18 protein-coding genes are annotated in these 15,497 nt (G+C 40.4%); 14 read left to right on the top strand and 4 right to left on the bottom strand.

Going from position 1 to position 15,497, the window contains the following annotated elements; genetic code table 11:
• Position 1 precedes the first annotated feature (1 nt).
• The 10 genes from JO943_RS18255 (at position 2) to JO943_RS18210 (ending at position 11,056) form a co-directional block, all read left to right on the top strand.
• On the top strand, positions 2-1,399 hold the full coding sequence (locus tag JO943_RS18255) for a packaged DNA stabilization protein (RefSeq protein ID WP_202741485.1): 1,398 nt from the start codon (positions 2-4) through the stop codon (positions 1,397-1,399).
• Positions 1,400-1,762 carry a hypothetical protein gene (locus tag JO943_RS18250; protein ID WP_202741484.1) on the top strand — a complete coding sequence of 121 codons (363 nt, stop codon included), beginning with the start codon at positions 1,400-1,402 and terminating at the stop codon, positions 1,760-1,762. It begins immediately after the preceding gene.
• A gap of 1 nt (position 1,763) precedes the next feature.
• On the top strand, positions 1,764-2,096 hold the full coding sequence (locus tag JO943_RS18245) for a hypothetical protein (protein ID WP_202741483.1): 333 nt from the start codon (positions 1,764-1,766) through the stop codon (positions 2,094-2,096).
• Positions 2,097-2,103: 7 nt separating this feature from the next.
• A complete protein-coding gene (locus JO943_RS18240) occupies positions 2,104-2,568 on the top strand; it encodes a GNAT family N-acetyltransferase (protein WP_202741482.1) in 465 nt (154 codons plus the stop codon).
• Entirely contained in the window at positions 2,547-3,221 is a 675-nt protein-coding gene (locus JO943_RS18235) for a hypothetical protein (RefSeq protein WP_202741481.1), read from the top strand. Before JO943_RS18240 ends, JO943_RS18235 begins: the two co-directional genes overlap by 22 nt.
• Positions 3,222-3,223: 2 nt before the next feature.
• On the top strand, positions 3,224-4,501 hold the full coding sequence (locus JO943_RS18230) for a hypothetical protein (protein WP_202741480.1): 1,278 nt from the start codon (positions 3,224-3,226) through the stop codon (positions 4,499-4,501).
• Positions 4,502-4,563: 62 nt separating this feature from the next.
• Positions 4,564-7,167 (top strand): hypothetical protein, encoded by a 2,604-nt coding sequence (locus tag JO943_RS18225; RefSeq protein ID WP_202741479.1) that lies wholly within the window; start codon positions 4,564-4,566, stop codon positions 7,165-7,167.
• A complete protein-coding gene (locus JO943_RS18220; RefSeq protein ID WP_202741478.1) occupies positions 7,164-8,051 on the top strand; it encodes a hypothetical protein in 888 nt (295 codons plus the stop codon). The genes JO943_RS18225 and JO943_RS18220 overlap by 4 nt, the downstream gene beginning before the upstream one ends.
• Positions 8,052-8,067: 16 nt before the next feature.
• Complete coding sequence (locus tag JO943_RS18215) at positions 8,068-10,335, top strand: SGNH/GDSL hydrolase family protein (RefSeq protein WP_202741477.1); 2,268 nt, start codon at positions 8,068-8,070, stop codon at positions 10,333-10,335.
• A 97-nt stretch (positions 10,336-10,432) separates the two neighbouring features.
• A complete protein-coding gene (locus JO943_RS18210; protein ID WP_202741476.1) occupies positions 10,433-11,056 on the top strand; it encodes a hypothetical protein in 624 nt (207 codons plus the stop codon).
• A 25-nt stretch (positions 11,057-11,081) separates the two neighbouring features.
• Here the strand turns inward: JO943_RS18210 and JO943_RS18205 are convergent, their stop codons facing one another.
• The 3 genes from JO943_RS18205 to JO943_RS18195 all read right to left on the bottom strand — a co-directional run bounded on the left by JO943_RS18205 (position 11,082) and on the right by JO943_RS18195 (position 12,631).
• Positions 11,082-11,378: an addiction module antidote protein gene (locus JO943_RS18205; protein WP_202741475.1), complete on the bottom strand. Its 297-nt coding sequence runs from the start codon at positions 11,376-11,378 to the stop codon at positions 11,082-11,084.
• The gene (locus JO943_RS18200) at positions 11,375-11,677 is read right to left on the bottom strand and encodes a type II toxin-antitoxin system RelE/ParE family toxin (RefSeq protein ID WP_202741474.1); all 303 of its coding nucleotides are present in this window, start codon (positions 11,675-11,677) and stop codon (positions 11,375-11,377) included. The genes JO943_RS18205 and JO943_RS18200 overlap by 4 nt, the downstream gene beginning before the upstream one ends.
• Positions 11,678-11,800: 123 nt before the next feature.
• On the bottom strand, positions 11,801-12,631 hold the full coding sequence (locus tag JO943_RS18195) for a Bro-N domain-containing protein (protein WP_202741473.1): 831 nt from the start codon (positions 12,629-12,631) through the stop codon (positions 11,801-11,803).
• 143 nt (positions 12,632-12,774) lie between these two features.
• Between JO943_RS18195 and JO943_RS18190 the strand changes: the two genes are divergently transcribed.
• From JO943_RS18190 to JO943_RS18175, 4 genes are all read left to right on the top strand, one after another.
• Entirely contained in the window at positions 12,775-13,140 is a 366-nt protein-coding gene (locus JO943_RS18190) for a hypothetical protein (protein WP_202741472.1), read from the top strand.
• A gap of 92 nt (positions 13,141-13,232) precedes the next feature.
• Complete coding sequence (locus JO943_RS18185) at positions 13,233-13,823, top strand: hypothetical protein (RefSeq protein ID WP_202741471.1); 591 nt, start codon at positions 13,233-13,235, stop codon at positions 13,821-13,823.
• Positions 13,824-13,951: 128 nt separating this feature from the next.
• Complete coding sequence (locus JO943_RS18180) at positions 13,952-14,347, top strand: hypothetical protein (protein WP_202741470.1); 396 nt, start codon at positions 13,952-13,954, stop codon at positions 14,345-14,347.
• Complete coding sequence (locus JO943_RS18175) at positions 14,344-14,859, top strand: glycoside hydrolase family 108 protein (protein WP_202741469.1); 516 nt, start codon at positions 14,344-14,346, stop codon at positions 14,857-14,859. The genes JO943_RS18180 and JO943_RS18175 overlap by 4 nt, the downstream gene beginning before the upstream one ends.
• A 136-nt stretch (positions 14,860-14,995) precedes the next feature.
• Here JO943_RS18175 and JO943_RS18170 read toward each other — a convergent pair whose 3' ends face one another.
• Positions 14,996-15,220, bottom strand: coding sequence for a hypothetical protein (locus JO943_RS18170; RefSeq protein WP_202741468.1), 225 nt, complete (start codon positions 15,218-15,220; stop codon positions 14,996-14,998).
• Between the last annotated feature and the right edge of the window lie 277 nt (positions 15,221-15,497).

Raw genomic sequence — 15,497 nt, 5'->3', positions numbered from 1 at the left:
TATGCAAATCCCTATCTTAAGTGGTATTTATACAGATCAGAACTCGGATTTCAGAACGTCATACCCACGAAACATGATTCCAGTGCCTAAAGAACAGGGGATTTCGCAAGGCTATCTAAGACCGGCTGAAGGCATTGATAATTTTGCTGAAGTTCCAGCAGTTGACCGTGGTGGAATAGAGTGGAATGGAATCTGTTATCGCGTATGTGGTAATAAGTTTGTCAAGATTGATGCATCCGGTGTGGTTACTGAAATTGCAGATTTAATGGGCTATGGTCCATGTAGTTTTGCTTATTCTTTTGACCACCTGGCTATTAACTCATATCCGCACCTGTATCTATTCGATGGCACTGAGCTGAAGCAAGTCACTGACAATGATTTAGGCAAAGTTGTTGATGTGATTTGGGTTGATGGATATTTCATGACAACTGATGGCGAGTTTCTCGTTATTACTGAATTGAATGACCCATTTCAAGTGAATCCATTGAAATACGGTTCTTCAGAAGTTGATCCAGATCCTATCTTGGCTTTAATCAAAGTTCGAAACGAAGTTTATGTACTCAACCGGAATACCATTGAAATATTTGATAACGTGGGTGGAGATAATTTCCCATTCTCACGTGTCGATGGGGCAATGGGAACCCGTGGCACATTAGGAACCAGAACCTGTTGCAAGTATATGGATGCAGTCGCATTTCTAGGTGGTGGCAAAAATGAGCCAGTTGCTTTGTGGCTTTCCGCGAATGGAACGACCAACAAAATCTCAACACGAGAGATTGAGCAAACCATTCATCAATATGATGAAGAAATCCTTTCCAGATGCTTGATGGAAACTCGTTTAGTTGATGGGCATAACTGGCTTTATCTTCATTTACCTGATCAAACACTTGTCTATGACTCAGAGGCTTCGAAAGTTACTGAGCAACCTGTCTGGTTCATCTTGAGCTCAGGACTGGTCAAGACTCAATACTTGGCCAGAAACTTCATTTGGTGCTATGGGAAATGGATTGTAGGTCATCCTTATTTACCAAAGCTTGGCATTTTGACCAATGAGCATGGTGAACACTGGGGTGATGAGGTTGGGTGGGAGTTTGGTACAACCATTCTCTATAACGAATCTCGTGGAGCTATCTTTCATCAAATTGAACTTTCATGCCTAACCGGTCGAGTCGCTTTAAACAAAGATCCAGTCATCACCACTGAATATTCTTTAGATGGAATGACTTGGTCAAATCCAAAGTCAATCAAGTCTGGGAAAGTGGGTGAACGCAATAAGCGACTTGTCTGGTTTCAGCAAGGCTATATGAACAACTGGCGAATACAGAAGTTCTCAGGCACATCCGATAGTAGACTCACCATAGCGCGCCTAGAAGCTCAATTAGAACCATTGGGGGTATAGATGGCACTCGTAGACCCTAAAACCCCGCTACGCTCAGATCTAGAGCGTATGTGCGGTGGCAATCAGCGGCTAGTCAAAGCATTTGAAAAACTATTCCGAATACTTCCGTCAATTGCTGATGATACAGAAGAAGATTCAGCTCAGATATCAGCAGATAACGCAGGGGTTCAGGCCTATCTGGCACTGGCATTAGTTGAGGCAGTCACGCAAATCGCAGAGCTAGTCGCAACAGAACCAAAACATGTGTGCACATGCCAGCAGAATGATGATTTAAGCCCCCGTTCTGAAATGGTTGGGCAAGACATCATCCTTCCAGCAAGTCAGCTCACAGAGCCAATGAATATCAATTTAGAGGTCACATAACATGGCTGTAGACGTTAAAAATATTATTCCAACGAAGTTCCTAGAAAACACCGATACGACGCAATTTGTCGCAAAAACTTCAACCACAATTGACAAGTTCACTGTAACAAATACCTCGGCAGATATCGTTACGTTCAGCTGCAATCTAGTTTTGTCTGGTGGGATTGTGGGACCTTCGAATCTGGTGATCAAGGAAAAAGCTGTAGCAGCTGGTGAGACCTATGTCTGCCCAGAACTAGTAGGTCATTCGCTTGAGGCTGGCAGCTTCATTAACACCTTGGCCGACACTGCCGATGCCTTAACTGTTCGTGCTTCTGGGCGAGAAATAACGTGAGGTGCATATGCACTTAATTCAAATCACGAACCTTGAAGATATTAATCGAATCCTCTTAAACGAACATATCCAAGATGATATTTCGGATGATCCAACAAAAGGTCACGCCATCCAGTCACTTCAAAATCATGAGTGGATCGGCGTGGTAGATGATCAACTTCAAGGTTTATTTTTATTAGTTTCTCAAAACTCTATTTCTGTTGAAATCCATACCTGTTTACTCCCTACATTGCGCGGCCACAAGGCAATTGAAGCTGGCAAGCTAATACTCGACCTAATCTTTAAAAAATATGAAAAAGTCATCTCTTGGGTTCCTGAAAATAACAGGAAGGCTAAGCTTATGGCATTACGTTTAGGTTTCGAGATCGAAGGGATTAACCGGGCATCATTTCTTAAGAATGGAAAACTTCATGATCAATTTCTTGTTGGTCTAACAAAAGGAGAATTCTTATGCCAGCAGGTGCAGCGGTAGTCGGTGGTGCAGGTATGCTTGGTAGCTACCTAGGCGCGAAAGAACAATCAAAAGCAGCTGGTCGAGCTTCTGACGCTCAGGTACAGGCAGCACAGTTAGGCGTTGATGAGCAGCGTCGTCAATTTGATGCATTGCAAGAGTTGATGCGTCCGTTTGTGAATGCAGGAATGGGAGCGTTGGGCGGTCAGCAAGACTTGCTTGGACTTAATGGTGCCCAAGCGCAGCAAGATGCAATCAATGGCATTCGCAATAGTTCCGAGTTCCAGACATATCTCGACCAAGGTGAAAACTCATTGCGCCAGAATGCTGCTGCAACTGGTGGATTACGTGGTGGCAACACACAGGCTGCTTTATCTCAATTTAGCCCTAATTTACTTAACCAAATGATCAATCAGCGTTATTCAAACTTAGGTGGACTGACTGCCCTAGGCCAAAACGCTGCTGCGGGTGTCGGTAATGCTGGTATGCAAACAGCAGGTAACATTGGGAATCTGCTACAGCAATCAGGTGCAGCTCAAGCTGGGAATTACTTAGCGCAAGGGCAGGCTAATGCCAATATGTGGGGTGGGATTGCAAAGGGTATTGGGGGATTAGGTTCCGCTTATGATGCTATGGGCGGTTGGTCGGGTTTAAAAAATCATTATGGGTTTTAATTATGGCAATTTCACCAATAGATTATCGCCTTGATCTTGTTGATCCTATCAATCAAGCAATGCAAGGTTATCAGCAAGGCATGCAAGTAGTAGCAGCCAATAATGCTATTCAGGCCCAAAAAGAAGAAGCTGAGCGATTACGTCAAGCTGAAATCCAGAAACAAGTAATGAATGAGGATTTATACAAGTTCTCAAATATTCCTAATAAAACTGCCGAAGATTACGCCAACATTATTGGTCGTTATCCCACTCTTGCTGAACCTTATCAAAAGGCTTGGAATATGATGGATGCAGAGCGCCAGAAGCAGACACTTGGCACAGCTTCTCAGGTATATGCAGCTCTGAGTAATGGTAGCAACCAGGTAGCAAAAGATATTATCAGCGAAGAGATTAAGGGTTTAGAGAATTCTGGAATGAAGCGGGAAGCTTTTAATATGCAGAACATTCTAAAACTGATTGATACAAACCCACAAGCAGCTCAATCATCAATTGGCATGCTTATGTCTTCTGCAAATCCAGAACAGTTTAAGAATGTCACCGATTCGCTGAATTCAACTCAAATGCAGCCTTATGAAATAGAAGAATCTAAGTCCAAGACGGCAAATAATTACTCACAAATTACAGATAGGCAAGAAGGCAGAAAACTTCAAAAAGAAGAGATGTATCTGAATGATGATCGTTATTATGCTGGCCTTGATCAAAACGAGAAACAGTTTTGGACGAAAATGAATGCAGATGAGCGGGCAGCTGCAAGAGCGATGGCTGAAAAGCCAGAAACGACAACTGAGCGGCTTGCGCGATTAGAAAAAGTTAATGGATATTCTGGTGCAGTTGCACAAGCAAAAGATGCTGCTGAGAATGCAGCCAGATTAGCCAAGCTAGCTGATTCAAATGGTGGAGCTTATTGGGATAGATTGGTCGCAAATATTCCTGGCACGTCTGAAAATACCTTCAGGAAGGATGTTGAAACCTTGAAATCTCAAGTCTTCTTAACTCAGATTGAGCAGATGAGAGGTTTAGGGGCATTAACTGAATCAGAGGGAGCGGCTCTTAAGTCGTCTATTGCCTCACTTGATCTCAATCAAGGGGCTACATCTTTTAAAAACAACCTTAATAAAATCTCTTTAGTGTTAAATAGAGCTGCTAAAAAGGCCGAGAAAAATGCAGAACTGTATGCCACTAAAGGGAAAGGATATTCAGAAGAAGTAGTACAAGCAGCAAAACAGAGAGGAATCTCACCAGCTGAGATGCAAACCATTGCAAACGACTTGGGCTGGTAGATTCAAATATGCTTGACCTAAAGCCCGCGATAAGCGGGTTTTTTATTACCTAAGGAAAAGTTATGGCAACACTACAAGACAGAATTTTACAAGGCTTTAAAAATGCTGGCTTGAGCCTTAATCAGGCTAGAATCATTACAGCTGAGGTAGGTAGGGAGAACTCGTTTGATCCAAGCATTGTCTTTGGTGTACATAGCGATCCAAAAAATAAAAAACAAAACGTTGGAATGTTATCTTGGCAAAATGGTCGTGAAGTTCCACTGCTTAATTCTCTGAAAAAGAACGGGTTGATAGAAAATGGGAAAATTAAAGATGACCAGAAATCTATCGACTTAATGGCCAGATATGCTGTTCATGAAATGCGTACCAAGCCTGAATATGCACAAACTAAAAAACAATTTCTTGATAATCCAAATGTCCCATATAAGGATGCAACTCAGGTGTTGGGTCGCAACTTTATTCGCTGGCGTTTTGACGATCCTGAATACTCTTCAGGTCATAAGAATCGAGATGACTTTTATTCACAGCTTGGTGGTGATCCTCAAAATGGTCAACAGTGGGATGAAATTCGTTCAACTATTGGAAGGTCAAATGACGCTAAGATAGTTAGAAGATCTAGGGAAGAATCAAGGAAGCGAATTAATCAATTGATTAGTGCTTACGATAATCAGGTTAAAGCAAATAATGAGGCTAAAAAAGACCCATCAAGCAAAGAGAAGGTTAATGCATTACTTGCTGCTTATGATGAACGCAACGCCAATGAGAATATTAATCAACCTCAAGGCCTTCCAGACTTTGATGCAAATGGCGTAATAACCAATGAACAACCACAACAGCAAACTAAGCCTAATCCGACTTTGGGCCAGCAATTACTGGGCGCTGGTGAGGCGGCATTAACACTAGGCACTGGCGCTGTTGCAGCACCAGTAGCTTCGGTTATAGGCACTCTTGGTCAAGCAGGTCGTGAAGTGGTAGGTGGCGAGTTTGGATCACCACAGGCTGCACAACGTATTGCAGAAGCGGCAGAACAGGCAGGGCAGGATTATACCTACCAGCCTCGAACCCAAGCAGGGCAGCAACAGTTACAGGCTGTTGGGGAGGCATTATCACCTCTTGAATCACTTCCACCTGTGATTGGTGGTGCTGGTTTCCAAGCAGCACAATTAGCACGTGCAGGTGCACCTCAAGCTATTGCAGCAGCTCAAAGAACAACTCAAGCAGCAGCCCCAATCGTAGAGCGCGCAGGACAGGCAGTTCAACGCCCAGTGCAAGCCGTGGCAAATGCGACTCGATCAGGTATTGATAGCTTGCGGGATGCAGTGGGGATTGGTCGTACAGGAGACACAACACCAGAACCTGCAAACATCGGTGCAGCGCAAGTAGATCAAGCAACAGTACGTCAAGCTTTGTCGCAAGAACTACCTTACCCTCCACAATTAACTGAAGGGCAGTTAAGCCGTGATCCAGGTCAACTTAAATTTGAAGTTGAAACATCAAAAGATGCTGAACTGGGCGCACCTTTGCGTCAACGTCAAGAAGAACAACATCAGGTAATGCAGCAGAACATTGATGCATTTATTGACATGACTGGTGCAAAGGCAACGAATATGCGGGATGTTGGATTAGCCGTTGATTCAGCTTTGCAAAAACAAATGCAGGCTGATAAAAACCGTGTTCGTGTTGCATATGCTAAGGCTGATAAATCAGAAGAAGCTCAAACGCCTGTTGACCTTATGCAGCCAGTCAAGTCTGGTGATAATGAGGCAATGACAGTAATTGACTACCTTAACTCTCAGCCAGAACTACCAACAACACCGATTTTGACCAGTGCAAAACGGACAGCTGAATCAATCGGTATAGCTCGTCGTGGCGAAAATGGAGTGCTAATCCCAAACAATCCAACTATCAAGCAGATGGAGAAGTGGCGTCAGGAGATTAATGCAAATACCAATCAAGAGGCGCCTAACATTCGGCAAACCGCAATCTTGAAAGATATGATCGATCAACATGTTGGACCAGTTGAAGGGGCGCTATACAAAGCAGCTCGGAAAGAGCGCCAGAGAATGGCTAAACATTGGGAAAGCAACGCTGTAATCAAAGACTTAACCACGAAGAAGAATGGGACTGAGGATCGTCGTGTAGCACTTGAAGATGTTCAAAAACGCATTATCCATGATGGCTCACTCGATGATCTGCGCGTTGCTCGTCGGGCCTTGATGACTTCAGGTGAAGAAGGCAAACAAGCATGGAAGGATATTCAAGGGCAGACATTACAGGAAATCAAGAATGCCGCAACAGCAGGCGTTGCGCCTGATTCACAAGGAAATCAAATGATCAGTCCAGCAGCATTAAACAAAGCTGTGAAGAGACTAGATGATGATGGGAAGCTTGATTATATCTTTGGACAACAAGGAGCAGAGAAGATTCGAGCATTGAATGATATTTCAAAAACGCTTTTTACACAGCCTGCTTCTTCAGCGATCAATCATAGTAACACTGCTGCAACACTAATGGCTGCACTTGATATCACAATGTCTGGGCTGTCTGGCTTTCCTGCACCTGTGGCATCAGCCCTTCGTATTGCAACTAAGCATATCAAAGACAATAAAGTAAGAGCGAGAGTTCAAAAAGCTTTAAATCCAGAACGAAAGGGTAAATCTATATGAGCAACAGAGTCTCAACCCCATTCCCAATATTCAGTGATAAAGATGGAAGCCCGCTTGATGCGGGCTTAATTTATGTAGGGCCAAAGAATACCAATCCTTTAGCACAGCAAATTGCTCTGTTTTATGATGCAGAACTTACTATTTCTGCCGAAAATCCAGCTCGGACACGGAATGGCTATGTTGTAAAAAATGGCGCTCAGCGTCAATTGTTTTGTGCTGAACCTCTTGTCTCTATCGCTGTTCTAAACAAGCGTAAAGAAGATGTCTGGAATTCTGCAAATATCAATCTCAATCCGGGAGTGACAACGGATGCTGTGATTGATACAGCAAGTGGTAAATCTCAGGCAGAGATTAATGCTGACACGTTGAAGAAATCAGAAAATTTTGGTGATTTGGCTAACAAAGAACAGTCACGTGACAACCTGGACGTTTATTCAAAAACCCAAGTTGATGATAAGACTAAGCAGGCCACCGAAGAAGTGCAGGGTACTGCAAAAGTTGCAACGGAAGATATTGCCAAAGCTTTTACTGACGATACAACCATCATTACGCCCAAGAAGCTGAAATTCCTTCTAGATAAATACTTATTTGGAAGAAAATGGTTTGATGTAACAGCCGAAAGAAATACAGGTACTGAGTACCAAAACAATTCAGACCAAGACCTTGAGTTGAGCATTATTTTACATCTAAACAATACCAATCCTACAAGCGTCTTTTCAATTGAGGTTCTTGATCCTAACAGTATAACAACTGCCATAGCTTCCAATGCGCAGCAATATTCTCAAGGAAAAACCATGTATACCACTGTTCCACCTGGGGCGCGATATAAGGTAAATGGCGATAAGGCATCACTCACATGGCTAGAGCGAAAGAAGCAACCCTAAACGGAGTCAGTAACGCATGAGCAATAATTTAACACCACCACATTTACTTTTTACCGATATTGATGGAAGCCCGCTTGATGCGGGCTTTGTCTTTATTGGGGAAGATCAAAAAGATCCAATTCAGTTTCCTACCGAGGTATTCTGGGATGAAGCTTTAACTGAACCTGCTACTCAGCCAATTCGAACACGAAATGGCTTTATTTCACAAGATGGCGTAAAGGCATTTATCTACACTGCGGCTAATAAATTTTCTGTTAGTGTCAAAGATCGAAATGAAGATCTTGTTTATCAAAAACTAAGCTTTGAGCAGTTCATCAAAGAGAATGCAGTTCAGGCTTTAATTGATGCAGCACTAGTCCCTATTAACGAATCAATAAATGATGAAGTAGATCGAGCCACAGAAGCAGAAGCTGTTTTAAACAATTCAATTTTGGCAGAAAAAAACAGGGCAATTGCAGCTGAATCAGTTCTCGATGGGAAGATCAATGCGAATGGTGTAGGCAATAGAGCATACAAAACATATGCTGAGATGGATGCTGATAAAGCAAATATTCCACCCAAATCCAAGGTGACAGTCACTAATGATCCAACTGTTGCCAATAATGGTGACTGGCAATGGGATGGAGTAGTTTTCACAAAATCAACCTACGATCCTTTGACCCAAGCAAATAACTACACAAACGCATATGTTGCTCAAAAGCTACCAGTGGTTAAAGCTTTATATTTACCAGCAAATAATGTGGACAATGTATATGTCCACTTACCTGATGGAGTAATCGCTTCTTCAGCAGGTACAGCGTTAAATGTATTTCCAGTAAAAGATGGAAAAACTTATGTAGTTAAATCAACAAAAGCTTCATCAAGTACATTTGCGATTGCATTGCGTGCTACAAACAGTCCAGCAGTTGGCCCAACACTTGGCCTTGTGACATTAAATGCGACAGATGATCCAAATGTAAAAACTTTTACCATACCAGCCGGAAGTACAGCTCGATATGCTTTTGTTAATATAAAAGTTCCTTCTTTAAATTTTGATATTTCAAGCGACTTTCTGGTTAATGAGGGGGCAAAGCCCGTTGAATATGACCAGATTTATACAATTGACGGTGTAACAATTGTTGATGAACATGCGCGTGCTCGCATGCTTGAAAAGAGTAGTTTAATTACCATAACTGAACTTTACGACCCATTAAGCAATGTTGCTGATAAATATGTGGCTGTACCTAGTGGCTCTGTATTTTCTTCACCAGGTACTATGTTAAGTATTTTCCCTGTCGAGGCCGGTAAATCCTATGCTATTCGATCTGGAGGGGTGAATAATAGCGCCTTAGCAGTAGCACTTCGTGCCACTAACACAACAGCCAATGGGACAACATTAGGACTAGTAACTTTAAATCCTTCAAGTGACCCTAAGGTAAAAACTTTTATGGTTCCTGCTGGTAGTGCTGCACGGTTTGCATTAATTAATATTAAAGTACCTTCAGTGGGCTTAAATATTGAGGCAGATCTTTCGGTTACGATGACTTTTCCTAGTGGCTCATTAGAAGTTTCAGGTATTAACCAGATGCCACTTGCTGATACCTATGCCAGAGATCAAATTGCTAGAATTGAAAGTGATATTATTACAGGAAATAGCAAACTAACTGGTAAATCGTGGGCTGCTATTGGCGATAGTATTACTGAGCATAACTTTAGGAGCAATCTCAACTACCACGATTACGTGAAAGAAGAGGTTGGTGGGATGACTGTCTATAATCTAGGAATCAGTGGTTCAGGATTTTGGAACCGTGCTAATAGTATTGCTGGATCAATCACACAAAATCCAGATTACTTAACAGTTTTTTGGGGTGCAAATGATCTCATTCGTGCACCTAAGAATCTAGGGAACCGTGATAGCACTGGAACAGATAGTGTTGGGGGATTAATGAATATTGCACTTTCAGCACTTATTAATAAGTTCTACAACAAAAAGCTTGCTGTATTCACTTTGCTTCCTCGTGATATTTATAACAATGTAACCAATGCGATTGCTGTAGACGAATCTGGGGTATCACAAGGTTATACGGCTACTCAGATTGCAGATTTAACCATTGCAGTTTGTGAGAAATATTCAATTCCTGTTCTAGATCTTTACCGAGAGAGCAATTTATATCCTTGGATTGCTGCGGCAAATGACTATTATTTCAAGGCGCCATCGCTTCCAACCCCTGATGGATTGCATCCTAACGATAATGGTCAAAAGTTGATTGCTCATAAGATAAGAGAGTTTATGGAGTCTCTGTAAGTTATAAGCCCTGTTCGCAGGGCTTCATACTGCTAAATAAAGTTATATAACTTTAAAATTAGATCATGTTATTCTCTTCTTCAAAATGGGGGGAATTATGAATAAACTCAAACTTGTATTTCTTATAACATGTCTTTCATATGTATCATCCTTATATGCTGACAACATTGATAATCAGTACGTTAAAGAATATGAGGATCTGCAATTAAAGCTTAAATCGCAAAGTAATCATGAAATTATGAAAGAAATTGGCATGATATATGATTTGAATAGAAATGCATCTTCATTCCAGACTAACCTCAAACTCCATCCATATATTACTGAAATTAGAAATAGAGGTAAAAATGGGGATATTGAGGCAAAATTTATCAGTAATTCCTTATGGAATCGCAATATATGCGAAGGAATGATGGAACAAAAAATGTATTCTGTTGGGGATACATGTTCAAGTGTGATTAATAACTTAAAAGAGATAGCAAATAATAAAAAAGATAGAAGATACACTGCACAATCAATGGAGTCATTAGGCGATATATACAATAAGGGAGTAGTAGCAAGTAAGTCTGATCTTCTAGCAGCGGAATGGTATTATAAAGCAGCAGTAGAGTACAATAACTTAGGAAAGAGAGATGAATCTATAAGAACCTTGGAACAGGCACTGAACATTCTACCAAGTTATAAACCCGCCCTTATATTCAGAAAATCCATATTTGGGTATTAAAAAAGCACCCTAGGGTGCTTTATTTTTACGCATGGTCAGGTTCAAGTTTTACTTTAAATCCCATTGCATTGGCTACTTTAGCTACAGTAGTAAAGCTTGGATTTCCTCTTTTACCAAATGACTTATATAAGCCTTCTCTTGTTAATCCAGTTTCTTCAGCCAATCTAGTCATGCCGTAGGATTTAGCAACATCACCTAATACATGGGCAATATAAGTAGGATCATCGGCGCCATCTTCAAGTGCTGCAAAAAGATAGGCAGCTCGGTCTTCATCTGTTTTTAGATGATTTTGAACATCCCATTTTTTTAACTTAACAGTCATGATTCACCTCGAATTTCTTTAGCTATTTCAATTGCTTTTTTTACATCTGCTTGCTGTGTAGACTTATCTCCACCTGCAAGTAAAACAATTATCTCTTCGCCTCTTTCTATGAAATAAATGCGATAACCAGGCCCGAAAAAGAATCTTAATTCCGAAACATTTTCGCCCACTGGTTCTACGTCGCCAAGGTTGCCTAGTTGAACACGTCTCAGTCTAGCATTGATACGAGCTTTGCCGAGTGTATCCTTTAATGAGTCAAACCAATCGTCGTACTCATCAGTTGTTGTTATTTCATACATGAATAATTGTAATCCATAGTTTACAGATTTTAAAGTTGTATATGTAAAACTTTAACTAAGTTTTGTAAAGTACCATTGGAGATTTTTTTCACAAAAGAAAAAGCCCCGAAGGGCTTTTACTTATTATCGCTTGTGATGCCGACGGAAGAAATCAACTCGATCATACATATTCATATCGAATGGTAAATCTTCAAGGATTCGAAAGCGCATGTCCTTGGCTTTCTCACCCAATACCCATGATGCAACAAATGAACCATCGGTAAAATGATCGTTAATTTGACCAGCCATATTAGGGTTAATCAAGTGGAATGCTTCTGCATAGCAGCGCCACCATGAAGATACCCATGCCATGTGAATCGCTAGGGCCTCAACGTTGTTTTTATAGCTGTCAGAGGTACTACTTTCTGTTTTACCATACAAAGCAATTAAATGATGAACATACTCTACCGCCACTTGAATAGAGTCATACGGAATTTCATCAATATGCTGGACATTAAACCGCTGATGCACCAATTTATATGCGTCGCTGTAATTTAGATGCTTGGTTTTAGCAACAAGAAGATTGACAGCATTAGTAAGTGGTTCGCGTTCGGATTTGTGAGTTTTTACTATAGGTGCGCCGATCTCCTTGTCTAATACATCGAGCACCCATTTGCGGAATTGCTTAGCAACTGAGGTTCGAGCAAAAAAGGTAATTAGGTGACATCCACGCGGATTAAAGATGCGTGTATCTTTCAGAGAATTACCATTGCCAAACCCCTTGACCCTCAAATTGAGGGTCAAGGTCATATCGCTATTGAACTCATCTTTATTCCGTTCATAAATCTGAGTTACTGCATCAGATTTTGCATAGCCAAGTGCTTTTGCGAGTTCGCTTGCAGTTAGCCAGATCTGATTATTATGTTGTACTGGTGAAAAATTCACTTCATTAAAGCTTAGTGATAAACTAGCCATATCAATTACCTCTTAGTGGTTGATAACTCGCCCCACATTCCTGCAAGTTTGTTTGGGGCGTTTTAATGTGACACTATAAGTAGTACCACTTGACTGTAGATTACAATGACACTATTCTTGGTGTCAAGAGTGGGAGATTATTTATGACAGTTACAATTAGATTGCAAACAAGATTGCCTTCTGAAACACATGCAAAGCTCACTAGTTATGCAGAACAGGAGGGGATATCGCTTAATACTGCTATGATAAATTTGCTTGATTTTGCCTTAAGTTACGCAAAAAAAGGAGAGCATAAGCTACTTGATAATATCTTGACTGACTTAGATAGTAATCTTAGAAAAGTAAAGTTCATAGTGAATGAATACTTAATCAATGATGCTACAGACGAGTATGCAAAAGAAAACAAAGATTTTTATTTAGATTATATTTCGGATCGCTTTACAGAATTGCCTTTAGAGGAGCAAAGGTTGGTATCAGACCTAGTTCATACACTTACCAATAAAGATTGATATATAAAATCCAAAAAATATCCTCCTCTGGTATTTAATGACTAAACTTAAGGTGTTTGCTAAATTACCCTCATTAGAATGAGGGTTTATTTATGACAATGCTTGTTTTGCTAAGTCACAAGGATAATGTGATACTTGCAGCAGATAAGAGAGAAGTTTTCTTTCATGATGAAATAAGATTTGATGTTATTTCCGATGAGGTGAATAAAATTTTATCATGGAATGGTGGTTACATAAGTGGATGTGGTTATGTTCCTTTGTTAGATAAGATAAAATCAATAGCAATTGATTCAAAAACATGGACTTATGACCATATTTTAACTGCCCTGCAAGATGAAATAAGAAATGGGAATTACCACCCACACTGGATAAACACAACAACTTTTACTTCTATTTTTCAAACTCGCACTGGCTACAAGGCTGTATATACACAAGCTCAAGATATTAAAGCGTTCTGTATTGAAGAAGGCGGATGTTTAATTCTAGTAAATAATGTTGATACATCATCTTTTAAACAAGCTTTAAATGAGCTTTTATCATTTAGTGATATTGACCTTGGCAAGATCATTGAGATTTTAAAAGAACTATTTAGATATGCATCAAGAAGTAATGGTACTGTTTCAGCAGAATTTGATTTAGCAATAATCAATAACGGTGGAAAAGGATTAGCTAGTGTAGGCTAGTTGGAACTTCTGACTAGCCAGCTATCTAATAAAACGAGAATTCAATCTTTATCTACTTTTCTGGAAAGAGTAGACAAAAAACAAAACAGGCCCCAATCGGGGCTTTTTTATTATCTGGAGAAAAGTGAATGGAACCAGTTTCAACTGGCGGTGTTGCAGCAATTTTAAAATTCTATGGGGTGGCGATCATGATGACTCTAGCAGTCTCATTGGTCGCTGTAGTTGTGTTGATGACTCGAATGCCTCGTTCTCCACAGGAGTGGGCAGTAGGGCTAATTTGCACAGTCGTATCAAGCTTAGCTGGCGGCTCATTCATTATTGTCAAATGGGGCTTGCATGAGTGGGTTTCAGATATGTGGGGCATGATTACTCTGGGTGGTTTCTTCTTTATTTGTGGTTTGCCCGGATGGGCAATTGTCCGCTGGATTTTCAACTTCATTAATAACCAGGAAGGCAAAACAATTGTTGAGGTAATCAAAGAGTTGAAGAAGTCCAAGAATGATATTACAGGTGGTGAAGCATGAATTTCGATAAAGCATTTGACCGACTGATCGGGCATGAAGCTGGCTATTCAAGTGATAAGCGTGATCCGGGCAACTGGACAGGCGGAAAGGTAGGTGTTGGTGTTCTGAAGGGGACCAAATACGGCATTGCTGCAAATACATATCCTAATCTGGACATTAAGAGCTTAACTCTTGAACAGGCCAAGCAAATCTATAAAAAAGATTGGTGGGATAAGCTTGGTGCAGATAGTTTGCATTCTGCCATTGTATTCCAGCTTTGGGACTTTGCTGTGAATGCTGGTAAGTCACGAGCAATTAAAGAGCTTCAACAAGTCGCTGGTGTACCAGATGATGGAATCATTGGCCCTAAAACGATTGCTGCAGTAAAAGCCATGGATGTGAATGATGTCTTGTTAAAACTCAATGCAGAGCGGTTGAAGTTTTATACATCCTTAGGCACCTGGTCAACGTACGGGAAAGGCTGGACCAATCGAGTTGCGGAGAACCTAATCTATGCAGCAAGCGATAATTAAGAAGCGGTGCCAACGATCAAAACTTGCATCCATCATCACAGTGCTGTGCCTTCTATTCTCAGGATGCACAGCACATTCAATAAAAACAAATGTCTCAATCAGTGTTTGCTTGCAGTGCTACCAGCATTAGCAAGCATCACTCTCTCACAATCTCCACACCCTTCAACTTCCTGCCTCTAGTCACCATGAAATAATCAGCTTCTCTTTTCTCCAGAAACTTAATAGCATCATCTTTTGAATCTAAAAATACATACTGCTGAGTGACCATTGCATTAATATCCGAATAGTCCTGATATTCTTCAAAAAGTGATTGCTGTATATGCAAGTATTGCTTGCCTCTCTTAATGTAGAAGTAGCGCATTTTAGTTATCTTTGAATATTTTATTTTCATACATATAAAAGTAATGTAATTGGTTTACAATAAAAAGATGGATAAAAAGATTAAGTGTTGGAAAGTATAAACACCAAATCTACACCAAATTTATTTAAGTTATTAATTTTGTTGGTTTAAATTTATGCTGTATTTATGGATGCCTTTGTGTCTATAAATACAGCATGTTAGTCGTTTTATTTGTTAAAAATATAATAAAAACAATAAATTATATTTTTTTTGAGGTTTGTTTATTAAGTTCTAGTCA

Origin of the sequence: Acinetobacter sp. 'aerobic (ED)', from assembly GCF_904886855.1 — a bacterium.
Taxonomy (GTDB): Bacteria; Pseudomonadota; Gammaproteobacteria; order Pseudomonadales; family Moraxellaceae; genus Acinetobacter; species Acinetobacter courvalinii.
The sequence above is the reverse complement of the archived record's forward strand: the minus strand, read 5'-3'. Positions and strand labels throughout refer to the sequence as shown.

What these genes read in the sequence shown, in the direction of transcription:
- JO943_RS18255 (WP_202741485.1), top strand. Translation starts at nt 2, where the DNA reads ATGCAAATCCCTATCTTAAGTGGTATTTATACAGATCAGAACTCGGAT.
- JO943_RS18250 (WP_202741484.1), top strand. Translation starts at nt 1,400, where the DNA reads ATGGCACTCGTAGACCCTAAAACCCCGCTACGCTCAGATCTAGAGCGT.
- JO943_RS18245 (WP_202741483.1), top strand. Translation starts at nt 1,764, where the DNA reads ATGGCTGTAGACGTTAAAAATATTATTCCAACGAAGTTCCTAGAAAAC.
- JO943_RS18240 (WP_202741482.1), top strand. Translation starts at nt 2,104, where the DNA reads ATGCACTTAATTCAAATCACGAACCTTGAAGATATTAATCGAATCCTC.
- JO943_RS18235 (WP_202741481.1), top strand. Translation starts at nt 2,547, where the DNA reads ATGCCAGCAGGTGCAGCGGTAGTCGGTGGTGCAGGTATGCTTGGTAGC.
- JO943_RS18230 (WP_202741480.1), top strand. Translation starts at nt 3,224, where the DNA reads ATGGCAATTTCACCAATAGATTATCGCCTTGATCTTGTTGATCCTATC.
- JO943_RS18225 (WP_202741479.1), top strand. Translation starts at nt 4,564, where the DNA reads ATGGCAACACTACAAGACAGAATTTTACAAGGCTTTAAAAATGCTGGC.
- JO943_RS18220 (WP_202741478.1), top strand. Translation starts at nt 7,164, where the DNA reads ATGAGCAACAGAGTCTCAACCCCATTCCCAATATTCAGTGATAAAGAT.
- JO943_RS18215 (WP_202741477.1), top strand. Translation starts at nt 8,068, where the DNA reads ATGAGCAATAATTTAACACCACCACATTTACTTTTTACCGATATTGAT.
- JO943_RS18210 (WP_202741476.1), top strand. Translation starts at nt 10,433, where the DNA reads ATGAATAAACTCAAACTTGTATTTCTTATAACATGTCTTTCATATGTA.
- JO943_RS18205 (WP_202741475.1), bottom strand. Translation starts at nt 11,378, where the DNA reads ATGACTGTTAAGTTAAAAAAATGGGATGTTCAAAATCATCTAAAAACA.
- JO943_RS18200 (WP_202741474.1), bottom strand. Translation starts at nt 11,677, where the DNA reads ATGTATGAAATAACAACAACTGATGAGTACGACGATTGGTTTGACTCA.
- JO943_RS18195 (WP_202741473.1), bottom strand. Translation starts at nt 12,631, where the DNA reads ATGGCTAGTTTATCACTAAGCTTTAATGAAGTGAATTTTTCACCAGTA.
- JO943_RS18190 (WP_202741472.1), top strand. Translation starts at nt 12,775, where the DNA reads ATGACAGTTACAATTAGATTGCAAACAAGATTGCCTTCTGAAACACAT.
- JO943_RS18185 (WP_202741471.1), top strand. Translation starts at nt 13,233, where the DNA reads ATGACAATGCTTGTTTTGCTAAGTCACAAGGATAATGTGATACTTGCA.
- JO943_RS18180 (WP_202741470.1), top strand. Translation starts at nt 13,952, where the DNA reads ATGGAACCAGTTTCAACTGGCGGTGTTGCAGCAATTTTAAAATTCTAT.
- JO943_RS18175 (WP_202741469.1), top strand. Translation starts at nt 14,344, where the DNA reads ATGAATTTCGATAAAGCATTTGACCGACTGATCGGGCATGAAGCTGGC.
- JO943_RS18170 (WP_202741468.1), bottom strand. Translation starts at nt 15,220, where the DNA reads ATGCGCTACTTCTACATTAAGAGAGGCAAGCAATACTTGCATATACAG.